This is a genomic window from Candidatus Borreliella tachyglossi, assembly GCF_003076595.1.
GTDB lineage: Bacteria > Spirochaetota > Spirochaetia > Borreliales > Borreliaceae > Borrelia > Borrelia tachyglossi.
The window spans coordinates 94,389-119,020 of sequence record NZ_CP025785.1 but is presented as its reverse complement, the minus strand read 5'-3'; the positions used below and the strand labels follow the sequence as shown (position 1 = coordinate 119,020).

Below are 24,632 nucleotides of genomic sequence, written 5' to 3'. Positions count from 1 at the left end.
TATGTCTGTTTTGTTTAGTCTTTTGGGTTTTAGCCTTATAATATTTATTCATGAACTAGGCCATTTTTTATTTGCAAAGCTTTTTAGGGTTAAGGTTGAAGTTTTTTCTGTTGGAATAGGTCCCAGCATTTTTAAATTCAAAGTAAAGGGCACGGAGTATAGATTTTCTCCTATATTTTTGGGAGGCTATTGCAAGCTTAAAGGAGCTGAACACTTAGGAAATGAACTTAGATTGGGTAGGCAGATTGAAGCAGATAAAGATTCTCTTTTTGGTATTTCTAATTTTAAGAAAATATTGATATACTTTGCAGGACCTCTTTTTAATTTAATTTTGGGATTTATGTTTTTTATAATAATAGAGATGGTAGGCATTATTATTTTTGATTATCCTAGCAAAATAAATGTTACAAATAAGAATAGTGTAAGCAATTTTAGAGATGGGGATATTATTTCACGTGTTAATACTAGTGATATCAGGTATTTTTCCGATTTAAAGCAAGCTGTTCCAGTCAAAGAAGTTGATATAACTTTCACAATTTCAAGAGGTAGTGAGAATGTTAGCTTCAAAGAGCATACAAGTTTAGAAAAGCTTTTGGGAGAAATTAGGCCTTGGATAGATCTTGTTATTTCTAAGGTCGAGTCAAATTCCCCAGCTGAAGTCGCAGGGCTTAAAACTAATGATAAAATAATAGGGATTAATGATGTGGATTTAAATAATAGCAAAGAATTAAACAGCTTAATTATAAATCTTGATGTCGATGTAGTGGATATTAAATTTGAGAGGAATGGAGAAATTTTAACTTCAAAGTTGTTATTTCAAGATGCGAATAAATCTTTAGGGGTTTATTTCTTGCCTCGTTTAGAAAGAGTGATTAAAGCAGATAATTTAGGGATTGCTATTAAAAATTCTTTTAATAAAGTCTTAGATGTTCTAGGTGATATCTTATATTCCATTTTTGCATTATTAACTAATTTTACAAATAACTCTAAGAATATTGTAGGGCCTGTTGGACTTGTTAATATTCTTTCTGGATCTTCTTCACTAGGAGTTTCATATTGGCTTAATACTGTTGCTATTTTTAATTTACTGGTTGCTGGTATGAATTTATTTTTTGTTGTAATTCCTGTATTTGATGGAGGGCAAATTCTTATTAGTCTGATTGAGATTTTGCGTGGTAGGAGATTTAAGCCAAAATTTATTTATTATTTTTACAGCTTTGGCATTGTTTTGGTATTGGGTCTTTTTATTTTAGGACTTTTTAACGATCTTAATAATATTTTGGGGTGATTGATTTTCAAATTGTGCAATAGAAAGTTGATGTTTACATTAATTAGTAGGGAGTACATATTTCAACATAAACCAAAAGTGAGAAAAGGAGGCAAGTATTATTAGAATATGAAAAATATCATGCATTCTCATGTTTGCTTTTGGACTTAAGTTTTTGCTTGCTGCGTACACTATTCCACCTGTTGTGTAAAGGATACCTCCAAGGACTAAGTATAAAAAACCTCTTAAGGGGAGTGCGTTGTAAATAAATTTGATTCCAAACATAATAACCCATCCCATAAGTATGAATAAGCACCCATTAAACCATCCAGGACTGTTGACATATATTGATTTAAAGATAATTCCTAAAATAGCGAGTCCCCAAACTATTGAAAGAATTATTTTTCCATTAGGACTTGGTATAAGGATTAGACAAGGTGGAGTATAGGTTCCTGATATCAATATGAATATTGATATGTGATCAAGTTTTCTAAAAATTTTTTTTATTTTGGTTCCTTTTAAAAAAATATGATAAAGAGTGCTCATTGTGTATAGTAATATCATTGAGCATCCATAAATAAGAAATAACATTGCGTAAAAATAATTATCTGAGATAATTGATAGAGTGACAAGGATAGTAGTGCCTATTATTGATAAAATAATGCCAAATAGATGAGACATTGAACTAAACAATTCATTTTTGGGTATTTCATAGTTATAAGATTTATATTTGTTTTCTTTTTCAGGCATGAACTTGCTCCTATTTTAAATATATTAATTCAAAAAAACATAATTTAAGTGAATATAGCAATAATTTTGTTTAATAGATATAAATTTATATTACTTCATATTTTTTCTGAGACCCAACTTTTTTTAAAAAAAGCTATATAATGATAATGTTTTAAATTTTTGAATGGAGAGGAATAGCATGATAAATTTTTTTAAAATTCTTAGATTTGCAAAGTTGCAGAAAGTTTCCAATGCGATAAGTTTGCCACTTTCTATTTTACCAATTTCTTGTTTAATGCTTGGAATTGGGTCTGCAATGTTAAATCCTTCTAATTCGGCTTATATTGATAATAATGTCTTTAAGGCTATTTTAGGGCTTATGAAGACTACAGGTAATATTATTACCTTAAATATTCCATTACTTTTTGCCATAGGGATTACTGTTGGAATTGCGAGAGTTCACAAGGGATCTGCTGCGCTTTCAGGGCTTATTGGATATTTGACTTTTAATGTTACTGAGAATTATTTTCTTGAGATGTTTTCAGAACTTGTTGACCCCAGTTTAATGTCTTCTATGGGTCAAATAAATGTTCTTGGGATTCAAACTTTGAATACGGGTATTGTAGGTGCTTTGGCAGTAGGTCTTTTAGTTGGATGCTTACATAATAGATTTTATGATATTAAGTTACCGTTACCTTTTAGCTTTTTTTCTGGGTTTAGGTTTGTTCCCGTAGTAGCTTTGCCTTTTTGTATTTTATTGGGGATAATATTTTGCTCAATTTGGCCAAATCTTGATGAAATCATTGCTTCTTTTGGGTTTTTTATTTCTAAGTTTGACTATTTTGGTAGTTTTCTTTATGGAGTGTTAAACAGATTACTCATTCCTTTAGGGCTTCATTCTATTCTTTCATTTCCCTTTAATTTTACTTCATTGGGAGGAACAGAAGTTATTAATGGTCAGGCTGTTCGTGGTATTCAGAATATATTCTATGCTCAGTTGTCTGATCCACAACTTACTAAATTTTATGCAGGTATTTCTAGGTTTAATAGTGGTTTTTATCTTTCTATTATGTTTGGGCTTCCTGGAGCAGCATTTGGAGTTTATAGAGGAATTATTCATGATAATAAAAGTAAAGTTGCATCTCTTCTATTTTCAGGAGCGCTTACAGCTTTTATGACAGGGATCACAGAGCCTTTAGAATTTCTTTTTATTTTCACGGCACCTTTGCTTTATTTTGTTAATGCTATTTATACAGGATTTGCATTATTGATTGCTAATATACTTGGCATTTCAATTGGGAATACTTTTTCTACTGGATTTTTTGATTTTTTTATGTTTGGGATATTGCAAGGACATGCTAAAACGAATTGGATTTATATATTACCTTTAGGATTTGCATTTTTTGGTTTGTATTATTTTACTTTTAAATGGCTTTATAATTATTTTGATTTTCAGATTTTTGGTGTTGATGAACCATTTTTTGAGGGTAGTGAAGGAAAAGTTGAGGGGATGGGGATAGCACATTTGATAGTTCAAGGTCTTGGAGGTCTTGATAATATCCAGAGGTTTGATGTTATATTGACGGATCTAAAATTTGTAGTTTTTAGCCCTGAGCTTGTATCACAGGATTTGCTTAAAGAAACAGGGGCTTTAAACGTTGTTGCAATTGATAATACAATTAGAATTGCTTATGGAACCCATGTTTATTATATAAAACAAGCGATTGAAGCGTATTCTCCTAAAAGACTTTTCGGAGCTAGCGTCGTTGTTGTATCTGATAACGTGAAACAAGGCATTAAAGCCTATATTGAAATGAGAGAAGATGATAAACTTGAAAAGCAAGGTAAGACAGGAAAACTTTATAAGCTTACTAAAGATGAGGCTGATGAATAGAAGTTGTTTGTATTGTGAGGGTATTCAAAGTGATGGATTTGTATTAGGTAAGTTGTTTTTATTATTTATTTTAAAGCTATTTTTGAAGGATTTGAAATGAGGAACTGAGATTATAGATTTTAAAGAAAAAATGTATCCCAAAAAATAAGATACACTGTAATTGGTTGAAAGTTTTTAAGAGTCCTTTTGAAGGTGATTATTATGGATTGACTTATGCTGAACTTGCAGTTAATGCTGGATTTAATGCGCGTTATTCTAGGTATATGGGTTATTGCATGACACTTAAGGTATATCCTTTAATGATACCCTATCGTAGAGTAATTTCTAAGGACAGTAAGATAGAAGTTTTTAATTGTCCTGGAGGAATCTCTTTGAAAAGATTTTACTCAATATTGAAAAAAATTGATCACTCTTATATACTATCTAGGTGACCTTTGCCATGAAGTTTTAAGGATTTATGGCACGATTGAGACCAGAAGGAGTTAGAATGGTAAAGAAGTATGAGTCTTGCTTTTTGTTTAGGAGTGAAGAGCTTGAGTATAAGGCAACTTTAGAAGAGGTGAAAAAACACCTCTTGGCTTTTAATGCTAGTGATATCGTTGAGAATTCTCTTGGAGAGAGAGCTTTGGAATATCCTATTAAGAAGCAAGAGCGCGGTAGATATGAGATAATAGAATTTAAGATGGATGGAGATAATTTAAGAGAACTTGAGTCTCAATTGAAGCTTATTAAAAATTTGTTAAGATATATGATCTTAGTTAAGGTTAGCAAAAAGGTTAATACCAAGAAAGTTAAGAAAAGAAATTTTAGAGAATTTAGAGATAATAGAGATGCTCGTGAAAAAGAGGTATTAGGACCTAATACCTCTAATGCTAACAATGATATTAATAAAGATAATTGAGGAGATTTAGATGGCCGATATTAATTCATTAGTTTTGTCTGGCAGACTTACTAGAGACTCTGAGCTTACTTATACTGAGTCTGGTATAGCTATTCTTAAATTTGGTTTAGCTAATAATAGAAGAATGAAGAGAAATGATGAATGGGTTGATCATGCTCAATTTTTTGATTGTGTTGTTTTTTCAAAAAGAGCTGAGAGTCTTAGTACTTTTCTTAAGAAGGGAAAACAGGTTGCGGTGAGCGGTTCTTTAAAGTATGAGAGTTGGCAAGATAGGAACACTGGAGATAAGAGGAGTAAGATTAGTGTATTGGTAGATGAGCTTCAAATGTTTGGTGCAGCATCTGCTACTCAGGGCGCCAATAATGGTAGCTTTGAAAGTTACAAAAAGCCAGATTCATTTAAGGATATTGGCTTTGATGACAGTTTTAATGAGGATATACCTTTTTAGGAGTATTAGTTTATGTATAAGGATAGAGATTCCCATCAGAGAGATTCAAGAGCTGATGGTCATCAGGATGGTTTTAAGAAAAACCCTAATTTTAGATTTTTTAAGAAAAAGTCATGCAAGTTTTGTGATATGGACAGAGTTCCAGATTTTAAAGAATTCGATTTCCTTAGAAAGTTTATTACGGAACAAGGGAAAATATTGCCTAGGAGGATTACAGGTACTTCTGCTAAACATCAGAGGCGTCTTGCTGTAGAGATTAAGAAAGCTAGATATATGGCTCTGCTTCCTTTTGTAAAAAAGTAGCTAAGGAGAAATGATGAAAGTAATTTTAAAAGAAGATTTTATTAATCTTGGTAAGGAAGGTGATACTGTTAATGTAAAGGATGGTTTTGCAAGGAATTACTTATTACCAAAAGGCTATGCTGTTTTTTCAAATAAGCATAATATTGATATTTTTAATCAAAAGAGGAGATCCATACTTAAGAGACAAGAAACAAAAAAAAAGATAGCGCTTGAACTTAAAGAGAGACTTGATCTTGTTAAGCTGGAGTTTGTAATGCAATCTAGTGATAGTGGGAAGTTGTTCCATAGTATTAACAGCTTAAATGTTTCTGAGGAGCTTCTAAAGCTTGGATTTAAAATTGAAAGAAGGAAAATAGATATACATCATGGTACTTTGAAAACTTTTGGAGTTTATGATGTAATTATTAAGCTTTATGAGGGAATTAACTCTATTATTAAGGTTGAGATAAAAAAGGAAGAGAAAAAAGATTCTCTTAAGAAGTCTAAGAAAGTTGAAAAGGAAGTTTAATAAGAGGTATAGCTTGTGGCTTTTACTTCAGTAAGCACTGCCTCCACGCTTCTTTTTAATGATGGAGCAGAAAAAGCAGTTATTTCAAGTATATTTTATAATTCAGAAAAGTTGGAAGAAGCTGCTCTATATCTAAAGTCAGATGATTTTTATAACAAGACTCATCAGATGATTTTTAGAGCTATGATTTCTCTTTATGAAAAGAGGGAAAATATTGATCCCATAACTGTCTTTGAAGAAGTATCTACCTTGACTCCTAAATCTCAACTTTTGAGTAATTTCAAAGCTTTAACAGGATTGCAAGATTATCTAAATTTTTTATCAGGATATCTCCCAACAGATAAGACTATAAATGTTTATGCAAGAATTGTTAAGGAGCATCGTATTCGAAGGGATGTTTCTAAGATTTCTAGAGAACTTAATGATTTAGCAAATGATTCTACGAAAAAAGTTGAACAATTTGTGGAAGAGGCTCAAAGACAGGTTCTTTCCATTGAGTTAGATTATTCTAGTAAAAATCTTTATCATGCAAAAGTTGTTGCTGAGAGAGTACATGCTGAGATATATGAGAGAAGCATGAAAAGACGAGAAGCTAATTTGGGAATTTCAAGTGGTTTCAGAAAGGTTGACACTCTTATTGGAGGCTTTAGAGATAGTGATTTTATTATTGTCGGTGCTCGTCCTAGTATTGGTAAGACAGCATTTGCATTAAATATTGCATCTAGCATTGCATTGCGGAGTGATAAGAGAAGGAAGGTAGGATTTTTTTCTCTTGAAATGACAGCAGATGCTTTAATTAAAAGGATCATAGCATCTCAGGCTAATATTGATAGTTTTAAGGTTCAAAATAGTATTTTGTCTGGACATGAGATTAAAGCATTAAATGACGCTGTCAATGACATTAGTAACGCTGAACTTTACATTGAGGATACTGCTAATATTAGTTTGTTGACACTTGCAACGCAAGCTAGAAGACTTAAAAGGTTCTCTGGTATAGATATATTATTTGTGGATTATATTAGTCTTATTTCCTTTGAAACTAAGAATCTTCCAAGGCATGAACAGGTAGCCTCAATTAGTAAATCACTTAAAGAGCTTGCAAGAGAGCTTAAAATTCCCATTATTGCATTGTCTCAGCTTACAAGGGATACTGAGGGGCGAGAGCCCAGTCTTGCTAGCTTGAGAGAATCTGGCGCATTGGAACAGGATGCAGATATTGTTATTTTGCTGCATAGAGAAAAAGATTTAAAGAGTGAGTCTAAGGTAGAGGGCGGAGCAATAGAGACTAAGGTTATTATTGCAAAACATAGAAATGGGCCAACAGGGAAAGCGGATATATTATTTCTTCCGCATGTTGTTAGATTTGTCAATAAAGAATATGAGAGCGAGTACTAGGAATTAGATTGTGGGTTTTAAGTAAATTGTCTTAGGTTTTAAGAATTTATCTTATATCCATTGAATTGCTATTCTTGAGATCTTTTGTTGTGTTTTATATTTTAATATTTAGGTGGTTACTTCTACTCCAATTCCAAAATAATTAAAGGTGTATGTATGTTTCTCTAGAGCTTTAGCGTCTATGTTATAGACCATCGGAGAGTAATTCATTTTTGTAAATATTTTGAAGTTGTAAATTGCTTTATTGTATTTAAATGCTTCTATTAGCATTCCAGGTTCAATTTCAAATCCCAATTGAAGCGTATCTTTTATTTTAATTGGTCTGTAGATAGCTTTAATATCTTTATTGTCTTTATTGTAAGATAAATATATTCCAGAGCCTATGTATAGCGTAAATAAACCTTTCGTAAATAATTCGTATGTGATGCCCGATGAGAATTTATTTGTAAGACTATTTATCTCAGTTTCATTAATATCATAATTTGTTGCGATAGCAAAGTAACATTTGAACGCAGGCATTACTTTGTAGTATATTAAATTTCTAAGTTGAAATGGAACCATGAATTCGTATCCAATAGCAAAATTTTGGTTTAGTGTGTATAAGTCATTTTCCGTAATATTATCATATTCTTGAGTGAGACTTATACCAAAACCTCCTACGCTTAAGAAATTTTCTCTATCTAAGAAATTGTGTATATTAAGATTATTAGTGGTAAAAAAATTTTTAGAATAAATTCTGTACTGTATTCCAAACCCACTCTCCGCTTCTTGTACCTTAGCATACGTTTTTATATTATTTATTTTGTTTTGAATTTGATAGAAGAGTTTAGTTTCAATACCTATGGCTTCATTTCTAAAATCCAATCCAATGCTTGTTTTGAAAAAATAATCCGCAAAGTAAGAAAGGTCTAGGTAATTTTCAAAATTTAGGAATCTCATATATGAATAATTTATTGCTGAACTTAAAAACCCTATATAATTATATTTTTCATAATTTTCAGGAATTGGTCGAAATTGCCTTAGAGTAAGATGTACCACTTTTTGCATTAGAGTTCCACCCCAGTTTCCATAAATTAGGTTTTTAATGCCAAGTCCAATATCAATGTCTCCAAAATATGTTGTATTTGATTTTATTAAGAATGGGAAATAATACATAAAACCAATTTCAAGAAGATCGACTCTTTTTATTAAATTTTCGGCAGTCCCCTGATAGCCTCTAAAAGTTAACATGTGGGCTTCTGCATTTATTATGAAGTTATATTTTGATTCATGGGTAAATATTAAAGAACCACTTCTAAGATCGTCAAAGAAATCACTGAATGCAAATCCAAAACCATCATTTAGTGATTCAAAGTGGTATTTGTCGACTCCATCATTTTTATATTTGATTGCATAATTATAAGAATAAGAGTTTGTAGCAAGCATTATAAGGATTAGTGTTATATTAAATTTCATTAATCACCTAATTATACCATTTTACTTTTAAATAAGAATTATTTCAAGAATTACTTCTAAGTAATGCTTACTTCTGTTATTATATAATTGAAAAATTATTTTTGTTTATTTGGGGTGTTCTGTATGAGGAAAGTAGCGATTATTGATGGACTTAGGTCTCCTATTACTAAGTTTGGAGGTTCATTGAGAGGAATGAGCATTGTGGATGTGTCCTCAGATATTGTTAAGGCTTTGCTTGGAAGAAATAATATTGATAGGATAGACGAGGTTATTATTGGAAATGTTATTTCAGCAGGACTTGGGCAAAATATTGCTAGACAAATTGCTTTGAGCGCCAGTTTAGGTGAGATGATACCTGCGTTCACTGTAAACAAAGTTTGTGGATCAGGACTTAAATCATTAGAAATTGCTGCCAGCTCTATTAGCCTTGGCAATAGTGAAATTATTTTAGCTGGGGGTGTAGAGGATTTAAGTAATTCACCTTATTTTTTACCAAGGGATGTTCGATTTGATGGTTTGAAATTTGGAGACTTTAAAATAGAAGATTCAATATATAGAGATGCATTAGTTGATACTCCAAGTGGAACTGTTATGGGGCTTACAGCAGAGAATTTGGCGGAGATATACGATATTACACGAGAGATGCAAGATCAATTTGCATATGATTCGCATATGAAGGCTAAATTAGCAAGAGATAGTGGATATTTTGATGATGAAATATACCCCCTGTCTGTTTTTGATAAGAAGACAAAGCTTAAAAGTGTTATATCTAGTGATGAGGAAATAAGAGATAGCTTAAGTTTGGAAAAGCTTAAATCCCTGAGGCCGGTATTTAAAGAGGGGGGCACTATTACTGCGGGGAATTCTTCTAGTCTGGATGACGGGGCTTGTTTTTTAATATTGGCAAGCGAAGATTTTGTTAAAAAAATGGGGGTCAAACCTTTAGCTTATGTTGGTGGCTTTAAAAGTGTAGGTCTTAATCCTCTTCATATGGGATTTGGAGCTTATATTGCTATTGAAGAGATTATAAAGAAATTTAACTTAAAGCCAAGTGAAATTGATTTCATTGAAACAAATGAAGCTTTTTCAGCGCAGGTTTTAAGTGTATTGAAAGCTTTATATAAAAAGTATAATATTAAGGATAGCATTATTAATGTTAATGGGGGTGCTATTGCATTGGGGCATCCTTTTTCAGTTAGTGGAGCAAGAATTTTATTGACCCTTGCAAGGCTTATGAGCGTACATGATAAACGTAATGGGATTGTGTCTCTTTGTGTCGGGGGTGGGCAAGGTATAGCTGGCTTTTTATATAGATAAGCTATATTTCTATTTTGAAACTAGATTTAAATTTAATGTTTTGTTAAAATTTTATGAAATGATTTAAATTTGATTATTGATGTAAGGGCGGTTTTTATGGGTAAATTTTTATGTTTTCTGTTGTTTTGTGTTATAGGAATAAACTCTTTTGCTCAGAATACTCCTGTTGTAATTATTAATTTGCACAGTAACGCAATTATTACTAAGACAGAATTTGATTCTAAGGTAGATACACTAAAGAAGACGCAAGGTCGAGATTTAAGTGATGCTGAGAGAAAACAAGTTTTGCAGGTCTTAATAGCCGATATTCTTTTTGGTCAAGAGGCGTTAAAGCAGGGGATTAAAGTTGGAGACGAAGAGGTTATGCAAACTATTAGAACTCAATTTGGACTTGTGAGTCTCTCAGATGATCAAATTAAACAAATGATAGAAAGTCAGGGTACGAATTGGAATGAACTTTTAGCTTCAATGAAGAGATCTCTGTCTTCCCAAAAATTGATTTTAAAAACTGCTCAGCCCAAATTTTCAGAAATAAAAGCACCAGACGAAAAGGAAGTAGTTGAGTATTACGAAGCTAATAAGACTAAGTTTGTTAACCCTGATATAGCAAGGGTTAGTCATGTTTTCTTTTCTTCTAAGGATAAAAAGAGATCAGATGTTCTTGCAAGGGCAAAAGATATTGCAAATCAGATAAAATCTAAAAAGATTACCTTTGAAGAGGCTGTAAGAAAATACTCAGATGACGAGGCGTCTAAGGCTAAGAATGGTGATCTTGGCTTTTTGGCAAGGGGTGATCAGAATGCGCAGAATGTTCTTGGGGCAGATTTTATTAAGGAAGTCTTCATGCTTGATAAGGGAGATATTTCACAACCAATATCGTCAAAAGAAGGTTTCCATATAATCAAGATTACTGAAATGTATTCTCAGAAATTTTTGGGTTTAAATGACAAGGTATCTCCTAATGTTGATATGACAGTAAAGGATGCTATAAAGAATAATATAGTTAATGTCCAACAGCAAAAAATTGTTGCTAAGGTGCAACAAGAAATTTATGAGAAACTCAACAAGTCTGCTAGTGTACAAATTTTGGATTCTAGTCTAAAATAAAGGGAGAACATTTATTAATTAACTATGAGCTTGGAACATAAAGCTAGAGTATTAGCTTTTCAAAAAATTTATAGCATTGATGTTAATCAAAAAGCAAAGGATAATATTTACGATATTTTGAGCCTTGAGGATCATAAGGTTGATTTCGAGGAAGACTTAAAATTATTTTATTCTATGCTAGTTAATGGTACTTATGAAAATTTAGAATTTATTGATAAATTGATTAGTAATATTTCTTTTAATTGGCAACTAGATCGTATGGATAAAGTTGATCTTGCCATATTAAGGATGAGTGTGTACTCACTTAAGTTTCAAAATTTGGAAGTTCCCAAGAGATCTATAATAGACGAGGCTATTTTAATTGCCAAGAAATATGGCAGCAAGAATTCTTATAAGTTTGTTAATGGGATACTTGATGCCTTGTTAAAAGATATGGAGAGTTCATTTGAAAATAAATAAGAAGTTATTGGTATTTGGTTTATTATTTATAATAATACTTCTATCAGGTGTTTTCTATTTTAACACAAATCCATATTTTTTATATATATTAAAGGGAGGTAGAGATTTTAATGAACTTATTGTGGAAGTTGATAACTATCTTTTAGAAAATAACTTGGAGAGTGCTGAGAATGTGATAAGATTTTCGTCATCTTATGCTGATACTGAATTTAAATGGCTTACTCTTGTTAAGAGGGCAAAACTTTATTCTGATAAGTTTAAAGATTATTTATTAATGAGAGACATTTTGGAATTGGGAATTAAGAGTTTGCCAGGAAATTTAAAACTTAGAGCACTTGAGGTATATTCAAAGCTGAAAGTAGGTTCGGTCTTAGAGGCTTATGATATTGCAAAGCAATATCTTTTAGGGCATGAGGAATATAAACATCTCTACCATGAGGCTTTTATTAAAAATTTAGCTTTAAATGAAGGCTTGAAGGGTAGTGTTAAAGATTTTTTAATCAAGATAGATGGAGAAAGAGATGCTCTTACCTTTGAGACTATAGGTTTGAGTATTAAAAATAATGCATTTCTAGTTAATGCAATGCTTTTATATATAGAAAAAAAGGATTTAGATTCCGCTAAGAGAATACTTTTGAAAATAAAAGAAGATAAAAATTTTGCTAGGGAGCTTGCTTATATCTCTTATGGACTTGATAATTTGGATTTTGTCATTGCCAACCTTAATCTTATTAATGATAATAATGAACCAAGCTTAATGCTTTTGTTAGCAGATGCCTATCTGAAAAAGGGCGACATTCATAATGCTAAGAGGGAATATTTAAAAATTTATGCTAATTTTCCTGATTACAGTATGATAATTTATCTTGGTCTGGCATTTATTGCTAAGAAGGAACGAGATCTTAAGCGAGCTATTGCTTATTTAAATAAGGCTAATGAAAAATTTAAAGATAATAAAATGATGAGTTATTATTTAGCTAATACTTATTTCGAAGATAATGATTATTTTAATGCAAATGAGATTACGAAAAAGTATAAAGACGATCCTTTATTTTTTAAGCTTTACTTTGTGTTAAATTATTCTAATTTTGAGTATGAAGCTAAGAAGTCCTTTTTATGGCGCTTGTTCTATAGGTCAAATTACAGCATTGATATTGCTCAGCTTTTGAGTTGGAATTTACTTCTTTATTCCGATCTAAGAGATTTAGATTTGTTTTTCAAGATTTACAATCCTGTTGATAAGGGATATGATTGGTATTATTTTTATAAATTTTATTATTATTTTCTTAAGAGGGAATTAACTGTTTCCGAAAAGGTAATTTTTGAAAATCAAACAAGTAAGTATTTGTATGGTGTTTATTATAATCTTGGGGTTTTAAAATTTTATCAAAAAGATTATAAAAAATCTGAAGAATATTTTAATTCAGCAGTTTCTTTTTTGCCTTTTAATCTCTCTGATAAGAGTCAAATTACTTTAGAAGAGTGTGAAAATGTAGCAAAAATTTATTTAAAAAGAGGGGTTAATTATCTTTATTTAGGTGAATTTGAAAAGGGTCGGGAAGATATTTTGATTTCTAATTCTTTTTACGAAACCAATGAGGGTAAGCTTTATATGAATATGATAGACATACTCAAAGAAAGGAAGTGAATTTTTGGCTAATTTACAGTTAAAGTCTAGAGAGGATATTAATAAAATTAAGGCATCTGCGAGTCTTTTGGCTCAAACACTTACAGAAGTTGAAAAGAGTGTTGCCCCTGGGATTAGCACTAAAGAGCTTGATCTTATTGCTAGCGATTTTATTGTTAAAAATGGAGCCAAGGCTGCTTTTAAAGGCTATAATGGATTTAAGGGTACTATTTGTGCTTCTGTAAATGAGGAGGTTATTCATGGGGTTCCTAGTGCAAGGAGGCTGAGAGATGGTGATGTTATTAGTATAGATTGCGGGGTTGTTTTAGATGGGTTTTATAGTGATATGGCTAAGACTTTTAGAGTGGGTAATGTAAGTCCTGAGATTAATAAATTATTAGAAGTGACAGAGGCATCTCTTTATAGGGGAATTTCTGCTATGAAGGTTGGCAATCGAGTTTTAGATATCTCAAGAGCTATAGAAAATTATATCAAACCATTTGGCTTTGGGATAGTTAGAGATTATACAGGGCATGGCGTTGGTTTTGCTTTGCATGAGGAGCCAAATGTTCCCAATTATTATGCTCCTTTTTTAAATAATATACGGATTCAGGAAGGCATGGTTTTAGCAATTGAACCGATGGTCAACTTAAAGGGACATAAAGTTTCTATTAAGAGTGATGGTTGGACTGTTTTTTCATCTGATTTGAGTTGTTCTGCTCATTTTGAGCATACTGTTGCTGTCGTTGATGGTCTTCCTTTAATTTTAAGTGAGATTTAATAGATATTAGATAAGTATTTATTTAAAAGGTTTGGTTGAATATTATGGAGGTGTTTAAGGTGAAGAAAAGTTTTTTTTCTGTATTTTTTGTTAGCTTGTTAGCTTTGGTTATTGGATTTTTTATTGGAATACACTATTTAAGGCCTGATAAGAATACTATTGTTTTTGCACAAGAGAAAGGTGATGATTTACAATCTCTTCAAAATTCTTTTAGAAAGGCATCTAAGAAAATTTTACCGTCAACTGTGGAGGTTTATGCTACTGGAGTAGTTAAGGAGAGAGATCCTTTGCATTTTTTCTTTTTTGATATTCCAGGATTGAATACTGAGAGAAAAGCTAAATGGGTTGGTTCTGGAATAGTTATTGGGAAAGATTCTAAGAAGTCAAATTTATTTTATGCTCTTACAAATAGTCATGTTGTAGATAAGGCTATTGAATTTGAAATTGGGACTTATGGTAATAAAACTTATAAAGCAAAGTTGGTAGGTAAGGATGATAAAAAAGATATTGCACTCATTAGCTTTGAGGCTAATGATGTGAACATTAAAATAGCTGAACTTGGAGATAGTGACATCCTTGAGATAGGGGATTGGGTTATAGCTGTTGGAAATCCTCACCATTTTAGCTTTACAGTAACAGCGGGTATTATAAGTGGTCTTCATCGTTCAGCAAATCCTAATTTGCAGGCAAGAAATTTATTTATCCAGACAGATGCAGCTATTAATCGTGGTAATTCTGGGGGTCCGCTTGTAAATATTAGAGGGGAAGTTATTGGGATAAATACTTGGATATCTTCGCCTTCTGGGGGTAATGTTGGACTTGGATTTGCTATTCCTATTAATAACGCTAAGAGTATTGTAGAGGCTTTTATTAGTGGTAAAAAGATTGAATCAGCTTGGCTTGGAATATCTTTCTATCCTACGAAAGATAAGGATCTTGAAGTTCTTAAAAGCTTAGGATATGAGGATGATTCTGTCTCATCAGCATTGATTGCAAATGTCTATGCAGGATCACCTGCTTTAAAGACAGGAATTAAAGCAGGTGATATAGTTAGTAAGGTAAATGGGGTTTCAATGAATATTGTCCATGATGTTACTCGTTATATTAATGATTTCTATGCGGGCGAGAAGATTGAGATTGAGATTTTAAGAGGAAAAGAGAAGAAGAACATTGAAGTTGAACTTGCTGTTAGACCCGATGATAAGGAAATTGTATCAGGCGGGAAATTGATGCCAGGGTTTATTGTTTATCCATTAACCAATGAGGTTAGGGCCTACCTTTCTTTGAAAAATTGGATTAATGGGGTTGTTGTTGATAGCGTTGAAAAAAGTTTAGGGAAGAATGCCAAGATTGCAACAGGGGATATAATTACTACTGTTAATTCAAAGAGTGTTACAAATTTAAGAGATTTTTATGATGCTATTGAATTTGGAAAGAATACTTACGGCATTTTAAGGGGTGGTAAAACTTTTAAAGTGTCTTTTTAACAATAAACTTTATTTTAATATAGTAGGCTTAAAGAGCTCATCTTTAAGCCTATCTGGTGTTTTGGTTAAGTTATTTATAACTTTTTTAAGTTTCTCAATTTAGGGTATAGTTAAATTATTTTAAAAGATTGTTTGATACAATTTAGCGAAAGAGATTAAATGAGTTGTATTTTTTTAGTTTTTAAATGTTTATATTGAGGGATTTAGAAAAAGTGCTATAATGCTATTGAATATATTTGTAAAGTTTTAAGCTTGATTTTTGATTTGAAGTTTCATCAGATTAATTTAGATGGATGGGCTTAGATGCTTTTGATAATAATATTAGAAGCAGTTGGCTTTATTAGAGATATTTATTTAAGAATTAGAGTATTGAAAGGCATAATGCTCTTTCAATAGTAATTGACTAAAAATGATTTTTAGTAAATGCTAGTTTTATATACTTGGGGGTATTATACTTATGAAAAAATTCATTTCTTATGAGGTAATAAGGGTAAATGGATTCAAGCTTGCTTACAAGATTTATAAAGAAGGATTTATTCCTGATATCATTTATGTTTGTTTAAGGGGGGGAGCTTATCTTGGTAATATTATTAGTGAGTTCTTTAAGTTTGTTAAGATAGAAAAACCGCTTCTTTATGCTGCTGTTGTTGCAAGATCTTATGATATTTCTAATCTTCAAAAGAAGATAATGATAGATGGATGGACTTATGATCCTAAATATTTAAGAGCGGGGGATAATGTGTTGTTTATAGATGATGTTTTTGATACTGGGCGTACAATTATTTATTTGAAAGAAGAGGTTTTAAAAAGCGGAATCGATAGTCAAAATGTTAAGATTGCTGTTCATGACTATAAGGAGCGAGGCTGTACGCAATATAAGCCCGATTATTATGTTAATAAACATTCAGGACAAGATTCAAATATGTGGATTCATTACAATAATCATGAGTTAACAGGCGTATCAGAAGATGAATATAAATTGAGTTTTGAAAATATAGATGATGAATTGAGAGATATTTTGAAATTTTTATCAAAAAAACTTTAATTTTGTTTGATTTTTATATATTCTAATGAATTATATCCTTTTATTGCTAATATTTTTGTTATTGTTCCTAAATTGTCTTCTAAAACTGGGCCAATTAGGGCAAAATCTTTTTCTATTTGTACATTCACTTCATTAATTGTTTTTATTTTTTTAAATTTATCCTTTTTGTGATTTGGATAGACTTTGATGTTATACCATATACTGTTATCTGACTTTGATGTTTGCGTGTTGACTTTGTCATAAGGATATTGTACTTTGCCGGATTCCCTTATTTCTATGGGATTATTTGTAGGCGTTCCTATAATTTTCTTTTTGCAGGTTGAGTGTTTTCTAGCTGCGAGGATACTGTCTTTTGTATCTGTAATGTCATAATGGTAAGCTTTTTGTGTTTCTGGATATCTTATTTCATTTGATTGGTTAATACTAGTTGCATCTTTCTTATATTTATGTTTTAATTTTGTACCTATGATCTCTTCTTCTACATTTGAAGATAGTTTGAAGGTGTTGTTTGTATATTCATCTGAGAACAACATTACGGTTGATATTATTAATAATATTGTACATAAAATTTTTATTTTCAAGTTTTTTCTCCTGACTCTTTAAAAGTAAAGATTGCTAGGAGTTCTTGGGAATGGTATTACATCCCTAATATTAGCCATCCCTGTAACATACTGTATTAATCTTTCAAGCCCAAGCCCAAACCCAGCATGAGGTGTTGATCCAAATCTCCTTAAATCTAAGTACCAATTTAGAGTTTTCACATCTAAATTTAGCTCTTTTATTCTTTTATTCAATTTGTCTAGATTGTCTTCTCTTTCACTACCCCCAATGATTTCACCGATGCGAGGTACTAGGATGTCCATTCCTTTAACAGTTTTATTATCTTCATTCATTTTCATATAAAATGCTTTAAATTCCTTTGGATAGTCAATAACTATCGTAGGTTTTTGAAAAACTTCTTCTGTTAAGTATCTTTCATGCTCTGTTTGTAAGTCCATTCCCCAGCAAGGATTTATTTCAAATGACTTGTCCGTATTTTCAAGTATTTTAATAGCTTGAGTATAGGTAATAACTTCAAATTTTGAGTTTATTACATCTTCAATTTTTTTGATTACACCCTTTTCAATGAAATTTTCAAAAAATTCCATGTCTTGACTACAATCATTTAAGACATTGCTTAGAATATATTTAAGGAAATTTTCCGCTAATTTGATATTATCTTCAAGTGTGAAGAATGCAACTTCAGGTTCAACCATCCAAAACTCTGAGGCATGGCGTGTGGTGTTAGAATTTTCTGCTCTAAATGTTGGTCCAAATGTATATATTTTTGATAAAGCCATTGCATAGGCTTCACCATGTAGTTGACCGGTAACAGCAAGAAATGCTTCCTTACCAAAAAAATCGTCTTTAAAGTTAACTTTTTTTTCCCTTGAAATACTGTCCAGATCTAGAGTGGAGACACGAAATATTTCACCGGCTCCCTCCCCATCGTTTGATGTAATGATTGGGGTATTAATATATATAAAACCATTTTTTTGGAAATATTCATGAATTTTGTAAGAAATTTGATTTCTCACTCTGAAAACAGCTCCAAATGTGTTGGTACGTATTCTTAAATGAGGAATTTCTCTTAAGAATTCAAAGGTGTGCCTTTTCTTTTGTAAAGGATATGTTTCCTGATTCACTTCTCCAATTATGTTGAAACTTGTTGTTTTGATTTCATGAGTTTGTCCTTTAGCGGGGCTTAAAATTAAGATTCCCGTTAAAGATATGCTGGCGCCTGTTGTAAACTTTTTAAGTTCGATTTCTTGAAAGTTAGGATCCTCCTCATTAATTACTGCTTGAATTCCTTTTATATTTGAACCGTCATTAATTTCTACAAACGAAATTTTACCATTACTACGTTTTGTTCTAATCCATCCCTTTACTGTTATTTCACTCCCTAGCGTAGGGTTTTGGAGAATTTCTTTGATCGTTTTATACATATTTCCCTCTGTAACCATAATTTATAATAATTATAGCTTAACATAGAGTAGTTTTAGCATATGCGGTAATAGTAGTTTCACTATTATTGAAAGAAAATAAATTAATATTTATACTTAAATTTAAGCAAATTTTATGAGCAATTTAAAGGATGTGGTAGTTATTCTTGATTCAGGTGTTGGTGGGCTTTCTTATTTTGAGTGTATAAGTAAAAAGGTGCCTAATAGAAACTATGTCTATATTGCGGATAATAAAAATTTTCCTTATGGTGAGAAGAGTTCAGAGTTTCTTGTAGGAGAGATTTTAGAACTGGTTCTAAAATTGGAAGAGATTTATAATATTTCTTCCATAGTTTTTGCTTGCAATACAGCTTCCGTTAGCATATATGGTAAGTTAAGTTTTGGTTTTCCTACAATATATACTTTACCTTCAGTTAGTTTAGTGGCAGAGCTTGCACGTAAAAAGGTTATTTTAATTGCAACAGATGCTACTATTAATAGTGAATTTGTTCAAAAAGAAATAAAGTATCATAACAATTTAATCTTGAAGTCCACAAAAGAGCTTGTAAATTTTGTAGAATACGGGGATAGATTTAGGGAAGATGCATTTAGATATTTGAGTTACTTAAAATTAGAGGTTGAGGCTAGTAAACGAGATGTGGTTTTTTTAGGGTGTACGCATTATTTGCATATTAAAGATACGATTGAAAGTTTTTTAGGGATTCCTGTTTATGAAAATCGTGCACTTGTAGCAAATGAGTTTGCTAAGACATTAAAGCCTTTAAGTAGTAGCGATAGTGAATTTACACGTTGCTTTTATTTAACAAAAGGTGAAAATTTATGCTTTTATAAAGATTTTTGTAGAAAATATGGCCTTCATTTCAAAGGAATAATTGATTGAATGACCTTAAATTTGAAGTGCTCTGGGGTATTAATAATATTTATGCTATTGTCGAAGTTAATACTAATTTAATTTATGAGGGGATTATTAAGGGTAAGGTTTTAACTACTCAAGATAAGGAGTACAATCCTTTGGTATCTGGTGATTTTGTTTTAGGTGATATATATGATGAGTTCAAGGTATATATTAAGGAAAGATTGGAACGCAAGAATATTCTTTGGCGCTATAATAAAAAAGCTGATCTTAGACAAGCAATTGTTTCAAATATTGATAATGTTTTAATCGTTAGTTCTGCTAGTCTTCCCGAGATAAAAAATTCATTTATTGATAGGATATTAGTAGTTGCTGAGGATCAAGGAATTACTCCAATTATTGTGATAAATAAGGTTGATGAGGGCGTAAGCGCTAGGGTTGAAACTTTTAGTAAAGTTTATGAGAATTTAGGCTACAGGGTTGTTGAAACTTCTGCTATCACCCTTCAGGGAATTGAGGAAATAAAATCAATTATTAGAAACTCAAGAACTGCTTTTATTGGACAATCTGGGGTTGGAAAATCTTCACTTATAAATTTGGTTGATTTAAATGCAGCGCAGGCTATAAATGAAATATCTTATAAATATGCACGAGGCAGACATACTACGGTTTATGCTGTGGCTTTTCATTCAGAGGGTGGAATAATTATCGATACTCCTGGAATAAAAGAATTTGGGATTGAAACCTTAGACTACTTAGAGCTTAAATATTGCTTTAGAGAGTTTCAGAGTTTAAATGGTTTATGTAGATTTAATTCTTGTTTACATGTAAATGAGCCAGGTTGTTTTATAATGAGCCAAATTGGATTTAAAGTTTTAGAAGTTAGATATAAAAGTTATATAAAAATTTTAGATGAGCTTAAGAGATATAAAATTTATGCAAGATAAATATTTAAAAAAAATTGATTTTTATCAAATATTATCCTCAATTACTTCTTATGTAAGTATTCCAGATACTATTAATCTTCTTAAGACGCAAAGGATATTAAAAACAGAGGAAGAAATTAATAGGATATGTTTTTTTGTTAAATTACTTAGAAATCTTATTGAGGTTTATGATACATATCCAAATTCTTATCTAGAGAGTATCAATGATTCTATTGTTTTACTTCTTAAAGAGAATTCAAGAGTTTCTATTGAAGAACTTAAAAATATTATTCTATTTCTAGAAGAAATTTCAAGGATAAATTCTTTTTTAGATAGAAATGAATTTAAAATTAGAGGCGTTACAGATTTAAAAGATTTATTATTCTTGGATCCAAGTCTTAAGAATCTATTGGAGGTTTTATGTCAATACATTGATATTGATGAATTTCAGATAAAACGGGGTGTTGTCAAGGAATATGATGAGATTGATTTTGAAATTAAAAGTTTAGATAAGAAAATTGAAAAGCAGATCAAAGGGATGATAGGTTTAAATTCAGAATATTTAACATCTACTCTTGTTTATTATAAATCAGATAAATACACTATTGCACTTAGAGCTAGCTTTAAAAATAAAATTAAGGGCAATATTATATCTATTTCATCATCGGGTGAAACATTTTATATTGAACCAAATGAAATAGTTACTGAAAACAATAGGTTAAGCTTTCTGAGTTTTGAAAAGACGCGCATAGTGTTAAAAATTCTCCAAGAGCTTTCCGATAAGATTCGTGAACATATTATTCTCTTAAAAGGTATTTATAATAAATTTTTATATTATGATTCTCTGAAAGCTAGGGCAATTTATGGAATAAAAACTCAAGGGATATTTCCAAATATTGATAGTAAACTCAATATTTTAAATGCTCGTCATCCTCTGATACATTGTGCTAAAGAGATAAGTTTTTGTGCTTTGGAAAACCGAGTTGTAATTATTACAGGTCCTAATGCTGGGGGGAAGACGGCAACTTTGAAGACTGTTGCTCTCTTGAGTACGATGTTTCAATTTGGGATTCCCATTCCAGCTAATGAGTCTAGTACTTTTAAGATTTTTGATAATATTTTCATTGATATCGGCGATGAGCAATCAATTACAAATTCACTTTCAACTTTTTCAAGTCATATGAGTAATATTTCTTATATTCTAGAGCATTCAACAAAAGATAGTCTTTTAATATTTGACGAATTTTGTTCGGGTACTGATATTGAACAAGGACAATCACTAGCTATAGCTATTCTTGAGCATTTAATTGATGTTAATGCTTGTGTAATCATTTCAACTCATTACAATGCATTGAAATATTTTGCATACACTCATGAGTGCGTTGTTAATGCGTCGATGCAGATGGATTTAGAGAAAATGGAGCCTAATTATAATTTAATATTTTCTCTTCCAGGCGATAGTTTTGCTTTTAGTGTTGCAGAGAAGTCTTCTGTTGATCCGGCTATAATATTTAGAGCACAAGAGATTTATGCATCTAATAAAACTGAAATTAATGAAATATTGGAGAGACTTTCAGAGAAGGAAAGAGAAATATATTTACTTGAAAAGAAATTAAAAGATAAGTGTAAGCTTATTGAACTTAAAGAGATTGAAATTGATAGTATTCGGGAGAATCTTGTCCTTAAAGAGAAACAAATAGAAGAAAAACTTATAAATGAGCAAAAGGAATTTTTGGCAGGCTCAAGGAAAACTTTAGAAAATTTGGTTAGAGAGATAAAAGAGGGAAACGTTTATACAGATAAAAATAGAGAGTTTATATCCAACATTACAGAGAAGATAGTTGATAAGACCACTAAAATTGAATTGCTGAGTCAAGAAATTGCCACTAGGGTTAAACTTAAAGTGGGTGATAGAGTTAGGGTATCTAATTCAAATGTGTTAGGCGAAATAGTGGGCATTACTAAGAAGGGATTTGTCGTAAATACAGGTGCTTTTAATATTACGGTTTTTTCTTCTAATTTAGAGAAAGTGTTAAATATTAAGGAGTCTAGGAGAGATCAAAAGAGAAACTTTAGTTTTTCTTTTGACGGTCAAGATGATTCACTAAGTCTCACTGTTGATATTAGGGGAATGAAAGTGACTGAGGCGATAGACTTTTTAGGTAAGAAAATAGATAATATGTTATTGAGGAATGTTAGTAAATTTGAGATAATTCATGGCAAAGGGGAAGGTCTTCTGATGACTGGGGTTCATGAATTTCTTACAAGTTTAAAATTTGTTAAGAAGTATTATTTTGCTCATCCAAGTAGTGGGGGAGCTGGAAAAACAATAGTAGAAATTTAAATGGACATATCAAAGTTTGAAGAACTTGAGAATGTATTGTTTGGTATTTGTCTTGATGTTGATAGTGCTCTTGAGGACGAATTTGGTAGTGCTTATGAGATTCATCCGAACCGGCCTTCTAGAGGTAGGGCAGCTAATGGTCTTTTGGATGGGCTTTTTCGTGTTACTACTTCTTTTACACCTGGATATGGTTCTAGATTTGGTAGGGGATATTTAATCATTATTGAGATAATAACTCTTGATGTAGTTGATATAGAATTTAGCAGAAGAGTTGTAGAAAGGGGTATTAAAGTTTTTGGTGAAAAGTTAGATGAAAAATTTCCAGCAAAAAAAGTCTTTATAGTGCATGATATCAATGTTTACAAAATTATCGGAGATTTTTTTAATAATTAATTTTTTGGCTTTATTATTTTTTTGAGTTTAAAGAGGTAGAAGTTAATAAAGTTAGAGTTATTTCAAGATTTTTAATAACTTAATTTTAGTTTATACTTAAGATATTTAAAGTAATCTTAGATATCTTGACTTTGAGTATTAGTATTTTAATGTTAAAAATTTATTGGTATAATTTGTTTAAAATTTTGTTTATTGATTATTTTGAATTATTTTTATGTATGTCTAAGGAGTTCTCATGCGGTTTGAAGTTAAAGATTTGATAAGTAAAATTAAGAAAGACGGACTTGAGGAAGCTGAAAGATTGGCTAGTGAGATTATTCTTAATGCGAAGAGAGAGGCCGAGGCTATTGCTTTTAAGGCTGAAAGTGATGCTAGGGAGTTGAAAATAAAGGCTGAAAAGGAAGCTAGTGATTATAAGAGACATGCTCTTGAGGCGTCTCGCCAAGCGGTTAGGGATTTGATTATTGGTACTGAGAAGAATATTAAATTTCTTTTTGAAACTGCTTTAAATGATTCTGTTTCTAAAGTTTATGATAATAATTTTTTGGCAGAGCTTATTATGAGGGTTGTAGATGCTTGGAGTAAGAGTGATAAAATAGATATATTGCTTAATGAATCTGACTTTTCTGATTTATTATCTATTCTGAGAGTAAGGATAGGAGATAGACTTGGTAGTGAGGTTGAGATCAAACCTTTTAGAGGAATAAGTAGGGGATTTAAAATTCAGCAGAGAGATAGTAATTTGTATTATGATTTTACGTCAGAGACTATTGCTGATATCCTTTTTGAATATTTAAATCCAAGATTTAAAGAAGTTGTAAAGGTGGTTTAAAGAGATAGTGTATGTTGAGTCCATATTACTACGTAATATCGTCATTGCCTTATCTTGATTTGAAAATTGGAAGAGAATGGAACATATCAAAATTTTTTGATAATGTTGAAATTGCTTTAAGCAGAGAGGATTTTGTTTTCTTGAAGGATTTGTCAGAGTCTAGAGTTATTGGAGGAAATTCAGTGATAATTAAAAATCTTCTTGAATTTGAAGAAACGATAAAGTGTACGCTAGCATATATTAGAGCTGAAAAGTTAGGCTTTCCGAGAGATATATATTTGGAATCTTCATATTTTTCTAGTTATTATTTGGGTATTTTGAAAACCATTTGCCTTAAGGAAAATCCTTTTGAGGTGGAATTAGGAATTGATATGTTAAAATGGCAGTTTTTAACAGACCTTGAAGTAGGACATGAGTTTGACTTTGAAAAATTAGTAACTTATTTTTTGAAATTGTTGTTAGTGTCCAGAAGAAATCTGTTTATAGAAACATTAGGCGAGAGGAATTTTGATGGTATTTGCCAAGAATTAAGTATGGAAATGAATAAGAAATTTTAAA

The 24,632-nt window shown here is 31.1% G+C and carries 24 protein-coding genes and 1 pseudogene; 21 read left to right on the top strand and 4 right to left on the bottom strand.

Annotated elements, in window-relative coordinates; translation table 11 throughout:
- The first annotated feature begins 1 nt into the window (after window position 1).
- Window positions 2-1,288 carry an RIP metalloprotease RseP gene (gene rseP, locus CR532_RS00605; RefSeq protein WP_108728914.1) on the top strand — a complete coding sequence of 429 codons (1,287 nt, stop codon included), beginning with the start codon at window positions 2-4 and terminating at the stop codon, window positions 1,286-1,288.
- Between the two features lie 39 nt (window positions 1,289-1,327).
- On the opposite strand, the gene trhA is transcribed toward rseP, so the two are convergent.
- On the bottom strand, window positions 1,328-2,017 hold the full coding sequence (gene trhA / locus CR532_RS00600; protein WP_108728913.1) for a PAQR family membrane homeostasis protein TrhA: 690 nt from the start codon (window positions 2,015-2,017) through the stop codon (window positions 1,328-1,330).
- A gap of 178 nt (window positions 2,018-2,195) precedes the next feature.
- On the opposite strand from trhA, the gene CR532_RS00595 reads away from it, so the two are divergent.
- From CR532_RS00595 to dnaB, 7 genes and pseudogenes are all read left to right on the top strand, one after another.
- Entirely contained in the window at window positions 2,196-3,890 is a 1,695-nt protein-coding gene (locus tag CR532_RS00595) for a PTS transporter subunit EIIC (RefSeq protein ID WP_199911287.1), read from the top strand.
- 164 nt (window positions 3,891-4,054) lie between these two features.
- Complete coding sequence (locus tag CR532_RS00590) at window positions 4,055-4,321, top strand: MGMT family protein (protein WP_159076627.1); 267 nt, start codon at window positions 4,055-4,057, stop codon at window positions 4,319-4,321.
- 56 nt (window positions 4,322-4,377) lie between these two features.
- A pseudogene (rpsF, locus tag CR532_RS00585) lies at window positions 4,378-4,722 on the top strand (30S ribosomal protein S6); the annotation flags it as partial.
- A 79-nt stretch (window positions 4,723-4,801) separates the two neighbouring features.
- Entirely contained in the window at window positions 4,802-5,239 is a 438-nt protein-coding gene (gene ssb, locus CR532_RS00580) for a single-stranded DNA-binding protein (RefSeq protein ID WP_108728909.1), read from the top strand.
- Window positions 5,240-5,251: 12 nt separating this feature from the next.
- Window positions 5,252-5,542: a 30S ribosomal protein S18 gene (rpsR, locus tag CR532_RS00575; protein ID WP_108728908.1), complete on the top strand. Its 291-nt coding sequence runs from the start codon at window positions 5,252-5,254 to the stop codon at window positions 5,540-5,542.
- 13 nt (window positions 5,543-5,555) lie between these two features.
- A complete protein-coding gene (gene rplI / locus CR532_RS00570; RefSeq protein WP_108728907.1) occupies window positions 5,556-6,050 on the top strand; it encodes a 50S ribosomal protein L9 in 495 nt (164 codons plus the stop codon).
- Window positions 6,051-6,065: 15 nt separating this feature from the next.
- Entirely contained in the window at window positions 6,066-7,445 is a 1,380-nt protein-coding gene (gene dnaB / locus CR532_RS00565) for a replicative DNA helicase (RefSeq protein WP_108728906.1), read from the top strand.
- Window positions 7,446-7,553: 108 nt separating this feature from the next.
- Here the strand turns inward: dnaB and CR532_RS00560 are convergent, their stop codons facing one another.
- The gene (locus tag CR532_RS00560; RefSeq protein ID WP_108728905.1) at window positions 7,554-8,900 is read right to left on the bottom strand and encodes a hypothetical protein; all 1,347 of its coding nucleotides are present in this window, start codon (window positions 8,898-8,900) and stop codon (window positions 7,554-7,556) included.
- A gap of 123 nt (window positions 8,901-9,023) precedes the next feature.
- Between CR532_RS00560 and CR532_RS00555 the strand changes: the two genes are divergently transcribed.
- The 7 genes from CR532_RS00555 (at window position 9,024) to CR532_RS00525 (ending at window position 16,723) form a co-directional block, all read left to right on the top strand.
- Complete coding sequence (locus tag CR532_RS00555) at window positions 9,024-10,217, top strand: acetyl-CoA C-acyltransferase (protein ID WP_108728904.1); 1,194 nt, start codon at window positions 9,024-9,026, stop codon at window positions 10,215-10,217.
- Between the two features lie 96 nt (window positions 10,218-10,313).
- Window positions 10,314-11,324 (top strand): peptidylprolyl isomerase, encoded by a 1,011-nt coding sequence (locus CR532_RS00550; RefSeq protein WP_108728903.1) that lies wholly within the window; start codon window positions 10,314-10,316, stop codon window positions 11,322-11,324.
- Window positions 11,325-11,348: 24 nt separating this feature from the next.
- The gene (nusB, locus tag CR532_RS00545; protein ID WP_108728902.1) at window positions 11,349-11,783 is read left to right on the top strand and encodes a transcription antitermination factor NusB; all 435 of its coding nucleotides are present in this window, start codon (window positions 11,349-11,351) and stop codon (window positions 11,781-11,783) included.
- Entirely contained in the window at window positions 11,770-13,431 is a 1,662-nt protein-coding gene (locus tag CR532_RS00540) for a tetratricopeptide repeat protein (protein WP_108728901.1), read from the top strand. The genes nusB and CR532_RS00540 overlap by 14 nt, the downstream gene beginning before the upstream one ends.
- A 4-nt stretch (window positions 13,432-13,435) precedes the next feature.
- Window positions 13,436-14,191 (top strand): type I methionyl aminopeptidase, encoded by a 756-nt coding sequence (gene map, locus CR532_RS00535; protein ID WP_108728900.1) that lies wholly within the window; start codon window positions 13,436-13,438, stop codon window positions 14,189-14,191.
- A 44-nt stretch (window positions 14,192-14,235) separates the two neighbouring features.
- On the top strand, window positions 14,236-15,678 hold the full coding sequence (locus tag CR532_RS00530; RefSeq protein WP_108728899.1) for a trypsin-like peptidase domain-containing protein: 1,443 nt from the start codon (window positions 14,236-14,238) through the stop codon (window positions 15,676-15,678).
- A gap of 457 nt (window positions 15,679-16,135) precedes the next feature.
- Window positions 16,136-16,723 carry a phosphoribosyltransferase gene (locus CR532_RS00525; protein WP_108728898.1) on the top strand — a complete coding sequence of 196 codons (588 nt, stop codon included), beginning with the start codon at window positions 16,136-16,138 and terminating at the stop codon, window positions 16,721-16,723.
- Here CR532_RS00525 and CR532_RS00520 read toward each other — a convergent pair.
- Window positions 16,720-17,304, bottom strand: a complete 585-nt coding sequence (locus tag CR532_RS00520) for a hypothetical protein (protein WP_108728897.1) — start codon at window positions 17,302-17,304, stop codon at window positions 16,720-16,722. The two genes, CR532_RS00525 and CR532_RS00520, sit on opposite strands and share 4 nt — an antisense overlap.
- An 18-nt stretch (window positions 17,305-17,322) precedes the next feature.
- The gene (gene asnS, locus CR532_RS00515) at window positions 17,323-18,708 is read right to left on the bottom strand and encodes an asparagine--tRNA ligase (protein ID WP_108728896.1); all 1,386 of its coding nucleotides are present in this window, start codon (window positions 18,706-18,708) and stop codon (window positions 17,323-17,325) included.
- 133 nt (window positions 18,709-18,841) lie between these two features.
- Between asnS and murI the strand changes: the two genes are divergently transcribed.
- From murI to CR532_RS00485, 6 genes are all read left to right on the top strand, one after another.
- The gene (gene murI, locus CR532_RS00510) at window positions 18,842-19,606 is read left to right on the top strand and encodes a glutamate racemase (RefSeq protein WP_108728895.1); all 765 of its coding nucleotides are present in this window, start codon (window positions 18,842-18,844) and stop codon (window positions 19,604-19,606) included.
- A complete protein-coding gene (gene rsgA / locus CR532_RS00505) occupies window positions 19,603-20,526 on the top strand; it encodes a ribosome small subunit-dependent GTPase A (protein WP_108728894.1) in 924 nt (307 codons plus the stop codon). Before murI ends, rsgA begins: the two co-directional genes overlap by 4 nt.
- Entirely contained in the window at window positions 20,516-22,849 is a 2,334-nt protein-coding gene (locus CR532_RS00500; RefSeq protein WP_199911285.1) for an endonuclease MutS2, read from the top strand. The genes rsgA and CR532_RS00500 overlap by 11 nt, the downstream gene beginning before the upstream one ends.
- Window positions 22,850-23,242: a hypothetical protein gene (locus CR532_RS00495; RefSeq protein WP_108728892.1), complete on the top strand. Its 393-nt coding sequence runs from the start codon at window positions 22,850-22,852 to the stop codon at window positions 23,240-23,242.
- 235 nt (window positions 23,243-23,477) lie between these two features.
- Window positions 23,478-24,074, top strand: coding sequence for a V-type ATP synthase subunit E (locus tag CR532_RS00490; protein ID WP_108728891.1), 597 nt, complete (start codon window positions 23,478-23,480; stop codon window positions 24,072-24,074).
- Between the two features lie 11 nt (window positions 24,075-24,085).
- Window positions 24,086-24,631 carry a DUF2764 family protein gene (locus CR532_RS00485; protein WP_108728890.1) on the top strand — a complete coding sequence of 182 codons (546 nt, stop codon included), beginning with the start codon at window positions 24,086-24,088 and terminating at the stop codon, window positions 24,629-24,631.
- Window position 24,632 lies beyond the last annotated feature (1 nt).

Coding starts and splice junctions, on each gene's coding strand:
- nusB (WP_108728902.1), top strand. CDS start 11,349: ATGAGCTTGGAACATAAAGCTAGAGTATTAGCTTTTCAAAAAATTTAT.
- CR532_RS00560 (WP_108728905.1), bottom strand. CDS start 8,900: ATGAAATTTAATATAACACTAATCCTTATAATGCTTGCTACAAACTCT.
- CR532_RS00525 (WP_108728898.1), top strand. CDS start 16,136: ATGAAAAAATTCATTTCTTATGAGGTAATAAGGGTAAATGGATTCAAG.
- rplI (WP_108728907.1), top strand. CDS start 5,556: ATGAAAGTAATTTTAAAAGAAGATTTTATTAATCTTGGTAAGGAAGGT.
- trhA (WP_108728913.1), bottom strand. CDS start 2,017: ATGCCTGAAAAAGAAAACAAATATAAATCTTATAACTATGAAATACCC.
- rpsR (WP_108728908.1), top strand. CDS start 5,252: ATGTATAAGGATAGAGATTCCCATCAGAGAGATTCAAGAGCTGATGGT.
- CR532_RS00555 (WP_108728904.1), top strand. CDS start 9,024: ATGAGGAAAGTAGCGATTATTGATGGACTTAGGTCTCCTATTACTAAG.
- asnS (WP_108728896.1), bottom strand. CDS start 18,708: ATGTATAAAACGATCAAAGAAATTCTCCAAAACCCTACGCTAGGGAGT.
- CR532_RS00595 (WP_199911287.1), top strand. CDS start 2,196: ATGATAAATTTTTTTAAAATTCTTAGATTTGCAAAGTTGCAGAAAGTT.
- rseP (WP_108728914.1), top strand. CDS start 2: ATGTCTGTTTTGTTTAGTCTTTTGGGTTTTAGCCTTATAATATTTATT.
- CR532_RS00485 (WP_108728890.1), top strand. CDS start 24,086: ATGTTGAGTCCATATTACTACGTAATATCGTCATTGCCTTATCTTGAT.
- CR532_RS00500 (WP_199911285.1), top strand. CDS start 20,516: ATGCAAGATAAATATTTAAAAAAAATTGATTTTTATCAAATATTATCC.
- murI (WP_108728895.1), top strand. CDS start 18,842: ATGAGCAATTTAAAGGATGTGGTAGTTATTCTTGATTCAGGTGTTGGT.
- ssb (WP_108728909.1), top strand. CDS start 4,802: ATGGCCGATATTAATTCATTAGTTTTGTCTGGCAGACTTACTAGAGAC.
- CR532_RS00550 (WP_108728903.1), top strand. CDS start 10,314: ATGGGTAAATTTTTATGTTTTCTGTTGTTTTGTGTTATAGGAATAAAC.
- CR532_RS00490 (WP_108728891.1), top strand. CDS start 23,478: ATGCGGTTTGAAGTTAAAGATTTGATAAGTAAAATTAAGAAAGACGGA.
- CR532_RS00530 (WP_108728899.1), top strand. CDS start 14,236: ATGGAGGTGTTTAAGGTGAAGAAAAGTTTTTTTTCTGTATTTTTTGTT.
- CR532_RS00495 (WP_108728892.1), top strand. CDS start 22,850: ATGGACATATCAAAGTTTGAAGAACTTGAGAATGTATTGTTTGGTATT.